Origin of the sequence: Microvirga sp. RSM25 (assembly GCF_044784385.1) — a bacterium.
Classification (GTDB): Bacteria; Pseudomonadota; Alphaproteobacteria; order Rhizobiales; family Beijerinckiaceae; genus Microvirga; species Microvirga tunisiensis.
In genome coordinates this window covers 5076201-5089289 of record NZ_CP173039.1, presented here as the reverse complement: position 1 = coordinate 5089289, position 13089 = coordinate 5076201, and the positions used below count along the sequence as shown (strand labels likewise).

The 13089-nt window shown below is 58.9% G+C and carries 10 protein-coding genes and 1 pseudogene; 1 reads left to right on the top strand and 10 read right to left on the bottom strand.

The genetic code is table 11. The features are described 5' to 3' along the window. Positions 1 to 132: 132 nt before the first annotated feature. From ACD578_RS24145 to ACD578_RS24120, 6 genes are all read right to left on the bottom strand, one after another. Positions 133 to 1686 carry an alpha-N-arabinofuranosidase gene (locus ACD578_RS24145; protein ID WP_404289194.1) on the bottom strand — a complete coding sequence of 518 codons (1554 nt, stop codon included), beginning with the start codon at positions 1684 to 1686 and terminating at the stop codon, positions 133 to 135. Positions 1687 to 1751: 65 nt separating this feature from the next. Further along, positions 1752 to 2600 carry an ABC transporter ATP-binding protein gene (locus ACD578_RS24140; protein ID WP_152710594.1) on the bottom strand — a complete coding sequence of 283 codons (849 nt, stop codon included), beginning with the start codon at positions 2598 to 2600 and terminating at the stop codon, positions 1752 to 1754. A gap of 12 nt (positions 2601 to 2612) precedes the next feature. Continuing rightward, positions 2613 to 3674, bottom strand: coding sequence for an ABC transporter ATP-binding protein (locus ACD578_RS24135; RefSeq protein WP_404289191.1), 1062 nt, complete (start codon positions 3672 to 3674; stop codon positions 2613 to 2615). Further along, complete coding sequence (locus ACD578_RS24130; protein WP_404289189.1) at positions 3671 to 4540, bottom strand: ABC transporter permease; 870 nt, start codon at positions 4538 to 4540, stop codon at positions 3671 to 3673. Before ACD578_RS24130 ends, ACD578_RS24135 begins: the two co-directional genes overlap by 4 nt. Further along, positions 4540 to 5544: an ABC transporter permease gene (locus ACD578_RS24125; protein ID WP_404289187.1), complete on the bottom strand. Its 1005-nt coding sequence runs from the start codon at positions 5542 to 5544 to the stop codon at positions 4540 to 4542. Before ACD578_RS24125 ends, ACD578_RS24130 begins: the two co-directional genes overlap by 1 nt. 42 nt (positions 5545 to 5586) lie before the next feature. After that, complete coding sequence (locus ACD578_RS24120) at positions 5587 to 7476, bottom strand: ABC transporter substrate-binding protein (RefSeq protein WP_404289185.1); 1890 nt, start codon at positions 7474 to 7476, stop codon at positions 5587 to 5589. Positions 7477 to 7634: 158 nt separating this feature from the next. Between ACD578_RS24120 and ACD578_RS24115 the strand changes: the two genes are divergently transcribed. Continuing rightward, positions 7635 to 8591: a transcriptional regulator gene (locus tag ACD578_RS24115; RefSeq protein ID WP_152710583.1), complete on the top strand. Its 957-nt coding sequence runs from the start codon at positions 7635 to 7637 to the stop codon at positions 8589 to 8591. Positions 8592 to 8816: 225 nt separating this feature from the next. Here the strand turns inward: ACD578_RS24115 and ACD578_RS24110 are convergent, their stop codons facing one another. From ACD578_RS24110 to ACD578_RS24095, 4 genes and pseudogenes are all read right to left on the bottom strand, one after another. Next, positions 8817 to 10196 (bottom strand): alkaline phosphatase, encoded by a 1380-nt coding sequence (locus ACD578_RS24110; protein ID WP_404289183.1) that lies wholly within the window; start codon positions 10194 to 10196, stop codon positions 8817 to 8819. A 419-nt stretch (positions 10197 to 10615) separates the two neighbouring features. Beyond that, positions 10616 to 11445, bottom strand: a pseudogene (locus ACD578_RS24105) (inositol monophosphatase family protein). 94 nt (positions 11446 to 11539) lie between these two features. Beyond that, complete coding sequence (locus ACD578_RS24100; RefSeq protein ID WP_404289181.1) at positions 11540 to 12367, bottom strand: inositol monophosphatase family protein; 828 nt, start codon at positions 12365 to 12367, stop codon at positions 11540 to 11542. Positions 12368 to 12382: 15 nt separating this feature from the next. Further along, positions 12383 to 13006 (bottom strand): protein phosphatase, encoded by a 624-nt coding sequence (locus ACD578_RS24095; RefSeq protein WP_404289179.1) that lies wholly within the window; start codon positions 13004 to 13006, stop codon positions 12383 to 12385. Between the last annotated feature and the right edge of the window lie 83 nt (positions 13007 to 13089).

Here is a 13089-nt window from a genome sequence, read left to right as displayed (position 1 = left end):
GACTGTTCTGCGTCAGCAACAAGCCTCACCCTTCGCGCGAATAACGCGTGTAAAGTCGGAAAAGCGCCAGGGGCGGCGACCGCCCTGGCAGATCATTCAAGCGGCCTTTCTTCGACAGCCTCGTTCAGGCGCTTACTGCTTCTGAACTTCGAGTCGTATTACGTTCCACGAGGCCGGAGCGAGCTTGGCCCGTACCTGTTCGCCCCAAATCTCAACACCCTCCAGCGACGAGGGCTTGATCGTATCTGGTGCATCCTTCGTGTTGATGGCCATGAGATCGTCGTTGCGCAGTTGGTGCGCCTCCTTCACTGCCAGACCCTCGAAGCCGCGCACGAGCGCTTCGATCGACAGGCTCTCATCGAGGCTGCGGTTGAGCGCAAAGATGGTGACGCAATCCTCGTCATGGTTGTGAACCACGGAGAGCTTGAGGTAGGGCACGGCCGGAAGCGGGAACCGTAGCTCCGATGTACCACGTGGATCGTAGTACGTCGTCTCGTAGGTGGGCGAATTCACCTTCGTTTGCAGCACCGTGCCCCGGCCGAGATTGCTCATATCTTTGAAGGGATAGAAAATCGACTGACGCCAGGCAGGCCCGCCAGTCTCGGTCATAATCGGAGCAATCGCGTTCACCAGCTGTGCAAGGCAGGCCGACTTGATCCGATCGGCGTGATTGAGCAGGGAGATGCAGGCGCCTCCAAAAGCAAGCGCGTCCTGCATGTTGTAGATCTCCTCGAGGATCGTTGGCGCGACAGGCCAACCGAGCTTGACGCGACCCTCGTTCTTGCGGCGGGTCCGATACCAGACGTTCCACTCGTCGAAACTCAGCATGATGCGCTTGGGCGAGCGCTTGCGCGCAGCGACCGCGTCCGCAATAGCGACAACCTCCTCGATGAAGCTGTCCATCAGGTCCGGACTTGCGAGGAATGCCGGGGTGTCATCCGCATAGTTATTCAGATAGGTATGCAATGAGATGTATTCGACATGATCAAATGAGTGATCAAGCACAGTGTCCTCCCAGCTGCCGAAGGTCGGCATGTTGCGCGAGGACGAGCCGCAGGCGGCGAGTTCAATGGTTGGATCGATCCATTTCATAAGCTTGGCGGCCTCGGCCGCTATCCGTCCATATTCCCACGCAGTCTTGGTCTCCATTTGCCATGGGCCGTCCATCTCGTTGCCCAGGCACCAGAACCGCACGTTGTGCGGCTTTTCCCATCCATGAGATCGGCGCAGATCGGACAGTTCAGTACCACTTGGAAAATTGCAGTACTCCAGGAGACGGCGAGCATCATCGGGGCCCCGTGTGCCGAGATTGACAGCCATCATGGGCTCTACGCCGGCCACTCGGCACCAGTCCATGAACTCGTTGGTGCCAAATGTGTTCGGCTCGGTCGACATCCAAGCGAGATCAAGCCGCCGCGGGCGGTTCTCCACAGGGCCGACGCCATCCTCCCAATTGTATCCGGAGACGAAGTTTCCACCTGGATAGCGGATAATGGTGGGAGCCAGCTCCCGGACGAGCTCAAGTACGTCACGTCGGAATCCCCGCTCGTCAGCCGTTGAATGGCCCGGCTCGTAGATGCCGCCGTAAACGCAGCGTCCCAGGTGCTCGACGAAGGCGCCGAACAGACGAGGATCCGTTTCCGCGATTGAGAAATCGCGGTCAATGGTGACTTTGGCTTCTTTCATGGGAAGGCTCCGATCAATTAAGCAGGCAAACTCTTTTTGAGCTGGTGATGGGAATGAGGGGTGGATCAGGTCGCTACTGCCGGGATGATGTCCGTGAAAGGGTCGTCGCGCCAAGCGTTGTCGACGGACAGCACCGCCTGGCGGAGCTTGATGGAATACGGATGTTGCGGGGCCGCCAGCACCGTCCGGGCGTCGCCACCTTCAACTACCTTGCCCTTCTGCATGATGATCAGACGGTCGCTGATATAGTAGGCGGTCGCGAGATCGTGCGTGATGTAGATGATCGAGACTCCGATTTCGTCCCGCAGCTTTTTGAACAGGTTGATCACGGTCATACGCAACGATGCGTCGATCATCGAGACTGGCTCGTCGGCGACGATCAGGGACGGATTGGACACGAGCGCGCGCGCAATCGCCACGCGCTGGAGCTGCCCTCCCGACATTTCGTGCGGATAGCGCCCTCGGATTTCGGCAAGTGACAGGCCGACTTTGCGCAGGGACTCGTCAGCCCGCTCTGCCGCCGCCTCCGTTGTGCGGCATTCCGTAAAGCGCCGAGCCGCACTGAAAAGGTAGCGATCGACGCGCTTCAGGGGATTGAATGCATCGAAAGGATTCTGGAAGATCGCCTGCACGTGGCTCATGAACGCGAGCCTGTCACGGCGGCTGCGGACGTCGCGCAGGTCTCTTCCCCGAAACATGATTCGCCCGCTTGTCGGAGCGACGCTGTTCAAGATCATGCCCGCCAGAGTGGTTTTTCCACTGCCGGACTCACCGATGATGGTAAACACCTCAGGCTTATCCGCCGCGAGAGAAAAGCTGACATCATTCACGGCATGGTTGACCCTCCGCGAAACAAGACCGCCCCTCGTAAAGATCTTGTTGACGTTTTCCACGTCAAGAAGGTTCGGACTCATGCGCTTGCCTCCTTATGCGACCGCCTCGACCCGAGTGGGATCGGCCTGAGCAACGTGGCAGGCTGCCCGGTGCCCGGGCAGGATTTCCACCATTTGCGGAGCCTCGCGGTGACAGATGTCGATGGCGAGAGGGCAGCGGGGGTGGAACCGGCACCCTGACGGAGGATCAGCGAGACTCGGCGGTGAGCCTTCAAGGCCCTTCTTCGGCGCCTCGTCCCCAATGCGCGGCAGGCTGGAAATCAGATGCGCGGTGTAAGGATGGAGCGGCTTCCTGAACACGTCCCTTGTCCTGCCCTCCTCCACCAGCCGGCCGGCATACATGATGCCGAGACGGTCGGTGAGGTTAGCGTGAACCGCCATATCGTGGGTCACGAACAAGACCGAGGACCCGAGCTCCTGCTGGATCTCTCGCACCATGGAGAGCACGCCCTTCTGGACGATCACATCCAGCGCCGTCGTCGGCTCGTCGGCGATAATGAATTCCGGGCTGCAGACGGTTGCCAGAGCGATGGTCACCCTCTGCCGCATCCCACCGGACAGCTCGTGCGGGTAGGCCTGGAGGACTGCAGGATCGAGATGAACCCGTTTCAGGTGGCGCTCCACGAGGCGGGTAAAGTCGCCCCCCTTCACGCTCACGTGCGGCAACGCAAAGTCCGCGAAGGCGTGCTTGATCCGCCGAACCGGGTTCAGCACGCTCATGGAGCCCTGCATGATATAGGACAGATGGCTCCAGCGGATCGCCGACAGCTCCTGCGGCGAAAGCTTGTAGATATCCCGCTCTCCATCCTTGAAATTGAACCGTACGGAACCTTCAACAACCCGGAACGGAGGACGGATGGCGCCCGCAATGGTCTTGATGAGGGAGCTCTTTCCGGAGCTCGACTCGCCGGCGAGCCCATAGATCTCGTTGCGGTTGATCTTGAGGCTTACGTCGTCAACTGCCCTCACCTCGCGGTCAACACCGAAGAGCTGCGTCTTATAGTAAGCCTTCAACCGATCCACTGCGAGCAGCGGCGCGGTCTGCGGCGCCTTTAGTTCGACGGATGGAGGAATGGATCGGAGCTCGGTGATCATGCCTGCCCTCCAAGACGGCTGAGACGGCTACGCGGGTCGATGTATTCGTTCATCGAAATGGCGAGCAGGAACAGCCCGATAAACAGCATGATGACGAGCACGACCGGGAACGTGATCCACCACCAGACGCCTGAAACCAGTGCAGTGTGCTGGTTTGCCCAGTAGATCATGCCGCCGACGGTGGGAGTGTTGATGTCGGTGAAACCCAAGACCGATAGCGTTACCTCAATGCCGATCGACCAATTGATGTTGTTCATGGTCGTCGAGAACACGATCGGCAGAACGAACGGCAAGTGTTCCTGGAGAACGATCTTGCCGGTACCCATACCTGAGAACACGGCTTGGCGGGTGAATTCGCGGGTCCTCAGGCTCATGGCGATGGACCGGATCAGCCGCGCATCATAGGCCCATCCCAGAAGCGCGGTGATAACCGCGAGCATCGCCCAGGACATCTGGTCCCGCATGATGAAGTAGAACAGCACCAGGATGGGAAAGAGCGGGATAACGACGAAAGTATCGTTGATCGACATCAGGACACGGTCCACCCAGCCGCCCTTGTAGCCTGAGATCAGTCCGACCCCGAGCGATATGATACGGCTGAGAACCGCCACCACAATGCCGAACAGGAGGGTATTTCGGATCGCAAAGGTGAGCTGCCAGAATACGTCCTGCCCGCGCGACGTGGTGCCCAGCGGATACTCCCAAGAGGGTGGCACATCGGGCGGTACGACGTAGACGTCCATCGGCGGATACGGTGAAAAGAAGGAGCAGACGGCAACCGCCAGCACGACAAGCACCAGCACAAGGCCTATGGCGAACTCACCATTGTAGCGGAAGAGGTCACGAAAAATCTTGAGAGTGCTCATCAGCGTGCCTCCACGCGCGGATCGATCAGCGGATAGAGAAGATCGATCAGCAGGACAGTGGCGGAGACGGCCACGATCGAGACTGTCGTGATACCAAGAACTAGGCTGTAGTCGCCAGCATGGACTGCGCTGATCAGGAGCGATCCAACGCCTGGGTAACCGAAGACCTGCTCGGTGATGATTGCACCGTTGAAGATGGCCCCCAACTGCAAGGCGAGGCCTGTCACCTGGGGGCCGAGGGCATTCCGCATCACGTAGGATTGCAGGATCTTGCTGCGTTTGACGCCCGCGAGCTCCGCGTAGACGACATAGTCTTCGGTTACGATGTTGGACACAAGCGAGCGCATCCCCATGAACCACCCGCCGATGCCAACTGCCATCAACGAAAGCACGGGCAGGATCGAGTGGATAGCGACATCGAGGGCAAAGGCAGGCGTGTTGGAGCGATCCGACGCCATTGTAGCGCCGCCGCTGATCGGCAACACCGGCCAGAGGAAACCGAAGACAATGAGGAGGACGAAGGCGACGACGTAGTACGGGATGGGGTGAAGCCCCATGCTGAGAACGCCGAACGCTTTGAGGATGCGGCTGTTACGATAGTAGCCCGCGAGACCGCCAAGCAAATTGCCCAGAATCCAGGTCAGGAGCGTCGAAACCAGCAGAAGGCCGACGGTCCAGGGAAGGGCCCGCAGGATGAGCTGCGAGACCGGTGTTGGAAAGGCTGACAAGGAGGGTCCGAAGTCACCGACCAGAACCCGTTTCCAGAACGAGACGTACTGTTCCCACGGCGACCCCTCGAGACCATAGAGCTGGCGCAGCGACTGCCGCATCATCTCGATGGCTTCCGGACTGGTAGCCCCGTACGCTGTCGCTGCTGAGATCGACTGTTCGACCGGGTTGATCGGGGTCATATGTGTCACCAGATAGGTGATGTTGATCCCGACGAAGACGACGACAGCGAACTGCACCAGCCGCTTGGACAGGTAGGTCAGGTAAGCCCTCATGGACCGCTCCTTGTCTGAGAAAAATAAGGAGACGTCTGCGCGCTACTGCTGCTTGGGCTTCAGTTTCACCATCATTGAGCGGGAATTACCCCAGTTCGGGACGGGATTGGCATAGGGATTGTCGGCAGTCGGGTATCCTGTCCAATATGTCTCATCCATGGCCGTGAAGACATTGTATGCCATCAGCGGGATGATCGGCATTTCGCGAACAATGAGCTTGGCGTACTCACGACCAAGTTCGACAGTTCGCTTATCGTCGAAGGAAATCCGGCGCACCTCCTCGATGATCTTGTCCAGCTCCGGATGGCTCCAACGCTGCCAGTTGCGGGGCGATTGGGTTTTGCCTGGGGCTGCGACGAACTGGGAGTGCCAGCTGTCGAGGAAGTAGGACAGGTCCGGATGGCCGCCATAGGTCTCAACGCTCCAGGAAATGAGCGTCTCGAAGTCGCCGGCATTCCGACGGTCGAGCATCGTGCCTTGGGCGACTTCCGTCTTGGCATCGATGCCGAACTGGCGCCATTGCTGGACGATCATGGTACCGGCTCGGGTCAGGATCGGACGGGTGTCACCCTCGACCATCAGCTTGATCGAGAAAGGCTTGCCGTCCGGCGTGTACCAGGCATTGCCGCGTTTCGTGTAACCAGCTTTCTCGAGCAGCTCCGCGGCAGCCTGCGGGCTTGGCTTCCACCAGCCGTAACCGAACGCCTTCCCGATCTCCTTCGGATCGGTCGGAATCTGCTCCTTCATGGTGGGACGCAGCATTTCGGCAATCTGGCTTCCGATGTTCGGATCGTAAGGCTTTACCTTGCTTTTGCCGGTGTCGATCTCATAGGACGCCAGCCACTCCTGGAGCGGGATGTGGTAGTCGTCGGGATGAGTCCCGGTCGGTGGGATACCGATCGGCGAAAGCGTGGCAGCACCGCGATAGGACGCCATCGAAACGGCCTTGACATCGATCAGCAAAGCCAGCGCCCACCGCACATCGCGGTTCTGGAAGGCTGGGTTCTGCATGTTGAAAATCACTGACGGCAAGGTCGGATCGGGGTGCGCGAATGGGAAGTTCTTGAACCAAGTTTTAAGACTCGGCGACTGCTTGGACAGGGTGAACATGCCTTCAGGGGCAATGTCATGCACCACATCTAAGTTGTGGTTGAGCTGCGCGATCACGCGCTTATCCGGCGGGCCTGGGTCAATATAGGCCGCAAATTTCGGACCCGGCTCACCGTACCGCCCAAGTGTGGTGCGTTGCCAGTCGTCGCGCTTCTGCCAGATGTACCACTTCCCGTCAGGGTCGAAGCTGTGGATTTTGTAGGCGCCAAGAGACACTGGAGGGTTGAAGTCGAATTTCTGTGGATCGGCAGCTTTCTCGAAGACATGCTTCGGCATCATCCAGATAGCGTTGAACCGCACCGTAAAGAGCGAGTGGAAACGTGAGTTCGGCTTTTTGAGCTTGAACCGAACTGTCCATGGCTCTGGCGATGACACGCTCTCGACGTTCAGCGCCAGCAAGGCGCTCCAGCGCATGCCCGGATTCTTGATCTGGGTCTCGACCGTGTAGATGAGATCATCGGCAGTAAACTCGACGCCATCGCTCCAGTAGATCCCAGGACGCAGCTTTACCGTCATCTCGGTGAAGTCCGCGTTGTAAATCGGCTTTTCCGCCGCAAGCGAGTTTTCCCAGACCCCATCGAGGCCGCGCTCGGGATCAATGTACCAGAGCGTATCAAGCGCAAGCTGATGCAGACCGGTGTACTGGCCGCCAGCATTGATGGTCCAGATGTTGAACCATCCAGGGTTCTTGATCGTGCCTTCCGGGTTTTCGAGAATGAGCGTCTCGTTCCGGGGTACTCCCGGGACGGTCGTTTGGGCCAGCGCGGTGGTCGCGGCCAAAGCCAGGCCTGTCGCAACGGTAAGCAAGCGTAGAATTCGCATTGGCGCTCCTCCAGGGTTCAACTTTATGTTTTTTCTTAGTTAGCCCTTAGTTTTCGGGATTGGTCAACGGGATCATTGATATATATCGAAACTCCCGATACATATCCTTTTCAGCTGAACGGGCTCCAGGTGGCCCGAGATCTTGGTCGAGCGGTTGCATGTCGACATTCAAAAGAAAATTTCTGACGCTTGTCGCAGAGGAAAGCTCTGAAGCAATCCGAGGAATCGCTTCCCCCGGGCGGATTCGGATCCTCAAGCTTCTGCGGGCGCGAGGTCCGCTGAACGTGAATGAGATCAGCGATGCACTGGACTTGCCGCAGTCCACGATCGCAACCCATATCCAGGTATTAGAACGCTCGGGACTAATTGAGACCGAGACGCTCAAAGCCTCAAAGGGCCAGCAGAAGGTCTGCTCAATTCGCTACGATGAAATCATCATTCGATTCGACGATCAGGATGCACTCAAGAGCAGGGACCATGTCGAAGTGTCCATGCCTATCGGTCTCTATACGAGCTGCGATGTGAGCGCCCCCTGCGGGCTCTGCTCGACAGAGAATGTCCTGGGCGTTCTCGACGTGCCGGATTTCTTTCTCGATCCCCACCGCATGAATGCATCGTTGATCTGGTTCAGGCGGGGGTTCGTCGAATACAAATTCCCTAACAACGGCAAGGTTCTAGGCGCTAAGATTGATAGGCTCGAATTCGTTATGGAGCTTTCGTCGGAGGTTCCGGGCACGAGCCTTGACTGGCCATCCGAGATCAGCCTCTGGGTCAACAATGTGAAAATCGGGACTTGGATCTCCCCGAGTGACTTCGGCGACAAGCGCGGTGTTTACACTCCACAATGGTGGAAGCTGGAGGGGTCACAATACGGCAAGCTCGTTACTTGGCGGATCTCCCGGAGTGGAACATCGGTGAACGACGTCCAGATATCGGATGTAACACTCGATAAACTTGATCTCGATAAGCATCACGGAATTCGTTTGAGGATCGGGATCGACGAGACGGCCCGACACCCTGGTGGAATTAATATCTTTGGTCGCGGTTTCGGAAATTATGATCAGGATATCGTTATGCGGATCCATCTGAAGGAGCAACCGGGCGCCTTGGTGTAAATGGCAAACTCCAAAGGGCCGTAAGGTCCGAATTGGGTCACAAGCGGACATATATCCATTCCCCGAGCGGCGGATCAAAAACGATAGGTTTCGAGTACGATTGCAAGGTCCGCTCTGTGTCATGAACGGCTATTCCTGCACTTGCGCAGAGACCTGTCTGTCCGCCCAAGGACGTACCAATGCGCGAGGCAGGTGGGTCCGGTTTGGGCCCACCCCCGAGAACTCTTACTGAGCGGCTGCACGCAAGCCTGATCGTTCACCCAACTTCGTTGCGTGATCGATCACATGGTAGATGTAGTTCTGTTCCACCACGCCCGCGAAGAGGTGGGCCCAAGGGCCGCCGGCGAAGATTGCCACATCTTCACCGCCATGGGTTTCGCTGTCGAGCGGAACAAGGGACTGCTGCTTGTAGTCCGGCGCCGTGGTGTTCGCTGGTGTCGGACGCGATTCATTCTCTTTGACGGCACCGGGCCCGTTGGCATAGCCAAGCGTGGTAAACGGTTTGCCGTCCTTGCCGAGCTTTGGCTTTCCGTCCGGCTCGACGATGGTTTCCAAGATGGGGTTGCCGCGTTTCGGATAGCCGCTGATGGTGAGCGTATGGCTGTGATCTGCTGTCACGATCACCAGAGTCTCAGCGAGGTTCACCTTGTCCAAAGCTGCCTTGATGGCGTTGTCGAAGGCCACCATGTCTTCAAGCGAGCGATATGCATTGCCGTCATGGTGCGCGTGATCGATGCGCCCACCCTCCACCATGAGGAAGAAGCCGGTCGGGTTCTGGCTCAGGATGTCGATGCTCTTCACCGTCATCTCGGCCAGGGATGGCTCGCCGCCATTGTCCTTCAGGCGGTCTGCTTCGTAGCGCATGTGCGAGCGCTCGAACAGGCCCATCACATGCGGGGTTTTAGTGTCGAGCTTATCGAACTGATCCTTGTTCCAGAGGAACACGCCGCTGTTGGAATAGCGGTTCTGCCACTCCTGAACAAGATTGCGGCCGTCCTTGCGCGAACCCTTCTTATCTGTGTCCTCAGGATCGTTCATCGTTTCTGGCAGGAACCGGTCACGTCCACCCCCGAAGATGACGTCGAAGCCGTCTCCATATGACCAAGAGGCAAGCTGCTGGGCGATGTCCTTGCATCCTGCCGCGATGGCTTCCGAGGTCATGTTGGCATCGCCCTCCCAATCACGGTGAGGTGTGTGCGCGTACATGGAAGCCGGCGTGGCATGAGTGATGCGCGCCGTGGAAACGACGCCGGTCGCCTGACCTGCCCGCTCCGCCATGGCTGCCAGACTTAAGACCTCTTTGCCCTTGGACCCTGCGCAATCGCCAACCTCGACCTCGCTGTTGACGCCGATGACGTCATTGCGCGTCTTGACGCCAGTCACCATCGCTACGGCCGTCGGAGCGGAGTCGGCAACCTGAGCGTCATGGGTGTAGGTCTTCGACAGGGCCGCAAAGGGCAGCTTTTCCATGGTCAGCGAGTTGGACTCACCATCCACGCTGCGCTTCTGTCCCTCATAGATGCGGCCGGCTGTGACCGTGGAGATGCCCATGCCGTCGCCGACGAAGAGAATCACGTTCTTGGCGCGATTGGTGTTCAGCGTCACACGCAACCGCTCCTGTAGGGCCGATTGGGCGGCTCGAAAATAAGAATCGTTAAGCTGAGGCAGGGTATTTTGCGCGTACGCAATGCTACTTGTAGTGGCCAACAAGGCCGCAACAGTGACGAGGCGTCTCATGATTTCCTCCCGTGCTACCGACTGCGCGGTGATCCGAGCAGGCGTGCACAGAAGTAGGTAGATCACACTCGCCTACCGCCTAGTCTCGACAGAGACCACGACCAGCATTACTCGACTGAAATCAACCCTCAAACGGACATTCGACAAGTCTTAGCAGAGCAACACATGGCTGACTTGCTCCAGGACACGATCCAAGCGGATTGGGCCAGCCTCGTTCCAATAAAGGTCAATTTTGGAAGGATGTCGGGTTCGAAGCGACAGGGTGAACAAGAACAGGGTTGAAACGGCTAGGCAGGGTCGAACAGTCTCTCATGAATCGTTCGCCAGCTTTCCGCATCGGGAGCGCAAATGATTCCCCCTCGTTGAGGGTGGGTCGATAGGGCGATCCATCAAACCGTGCGGAGTAGCCGCCAGCCTCCTGATGGAGCAGCCAGCCTGACGCATGGTCCCAAGGCATCAGCTTCGAGTGGACAAGGAAGTGGCAATGCCCGGCGGCTGCCATCCGATACTCGTGCGCCGCGCAGCGATAACATGCAACGGCCCCGAAACCCGTCAGGTTCGCCGCCATAGCGGATCGCTCTGGCTCCGACATATGATGCCAGGACGCGCATCCTGACATCTCCTGGATGGCAACCGAAGGCGCAACCCGGAGATCGATGCGTTTGCCATTAGGATGCTCGATCCAGGCCCCCTCCCCGCGGACGGCTATCGCTGTGTCGTCCCCAACCGGGTCATGGATCCAACCGGCAACAATCTCTCCTCGTATAACGGCCGCCACCATCACCCCAAACAACGGGAGACCCGAAGTGAAATTCTTGGTGCCGTCCACCGGGTCGATCAGGAAGGCAAGGTCCGCGTCTTCCAGCCTGTCCAGCAAAGACGGGTCATGCTCCGTGGCCTCCTCACCGATCAGGACAGCATGTGGAAAGACCTGCCTCAGCCCCTTGGCGATCATCTGCTCGGCGGCCTCGTCCGCGTCCGTCACAAGGTCCATGGCCGACGACTTTTGCCGAACCTCCTGGGCCGACAGATTCCGGAAGCGGGGCATGATCTCAACCCGCGCGGCTTCGCGGAGAAGCTGATCCACAGCTCCGGCATCACGGGTTGAGAACACCATATGGAACCGCTTTCAAATATTCCGAGGAGCACAAGTCCTCTCGTGACAACCGGGGTGGAGGTTGCCGCATTCCCGTATCAAACCCTGAGTAGGGTCAGGCTATTTCCATCAATCGCACGAGAGGACTCATCAGGCTGGACGTGCAGCCGAGCACGATGTTGCCGTCGCGCAGTCCGGAATGGGCGAGAAAGTCATTCACCCAGCCGCCCGCCTCCTCGATCAACAGCATTCCGGCCAAGGCATCCCACGAGTTCATGTGCAACTCGCAATAGCCGTCGATCCGGCCTGCCGCCACATAGGCCAGAGCCAGGGCCCCCGACCCGCCGCGACGGACGCCGGCCCCATCCGCCAGGATCCGGCCGACGAGATCAACATACTGGCTGAGGGGAAGCCGGGTCGACCAGCCGGCCTCGATGGTGGCGGACTGCATGTCGCCCAGCCCGCTGACCCGGAGCGGCTCGCCATTCAGGGTCGCGCCCCTTCCGCGCTCCGCCGCGAACAGTTCATCGTGCATTGGATCATAAATGATCCCGATCTGGGTCTGACCGTCACGGACATAGGCGATGGAGATGCAGAACTGTGAGATCCCGCGCACGAAGTTCGCCGTGCCATCAATCGGATCCACCACCCAGACATTGTTGTCGAACGATCCGCCACCCTCTTCACCGAAGAAGGAGTCGTCCGGAAAGCTCTCCAGCAATCGGCCGCGCACCAGACCCTCAACCTCGGCATCGACAGCCGAGAGGTAGTCCTGGTGTCCCTTGAGGTTGATGCCCGTCGCGCCGGGGCGTCCGTTGAATCGGCGGCGTGCCAAGGCCCCCGCCTCGCGCGCCACCGCGCATGCAACGGACAGTCTCAGGTCAGATTTCGCTGCTGGGGATGAGGTGGGACCCGCGACCCGCACGGTGCTGAAGGCTGGCATGATGGGATGTCCTGCTTACTGGCTGGAGGATACGAGCTGTGGCGCCGGATGCTTCTCGCGCTCGATGTGCTGGATCCACGCGGCGGCATTGCGTGCGGCCTTGATCAGCATCGGCTTCGGCGTTTCTTCCCACTCATCAGGGTGGAGTTCACGGGTGATGCGCAGATGATCGATGGCTGCCTCAAGGGTCGGGAAACGGTCGATCAACTTGATGTGGAGGTACAAGGCCGCCAGAATCACTGACCGACTGCGTCCGCCCCGACAATGAAGCAGCACGTTGCCTCTACGGCGGTGGGGATAGGTGTGGCGGTCGGGCAGCTGCTGATGCAGGGCGCCGTCGAGCAGATAGTAGCCGGCCAGCAGCATCGTGTCCGGATTGCCGGCATCATCGATGAGGCCGAGCTTATAGTTCCGAACCGGACCATGCGGCGAAGCGATGTCGGAGGCTCCGACTCCAGCCGTGTAATCGATGTCCAAGTTGACGGCGCAGTTCACCACAATGGCGATGTCGTTGCCTTCAAGCAACGCCTTGTCCGACGCCGCATTGGCATCGCCGACGAAGAGCTTTACCTCAAATGGCGGAAGGTCCTCGACGATGAGGCTCATCGGGGGACGTGGGTAGTTGAACTGGGTCACCATCAAACTTGTATCCTGAACTTCACGGTTGTTGTTGCGGAACACCCGCTCGGAGGCGCGGCCCGCACAGTTGTAGGTTCTGCCTT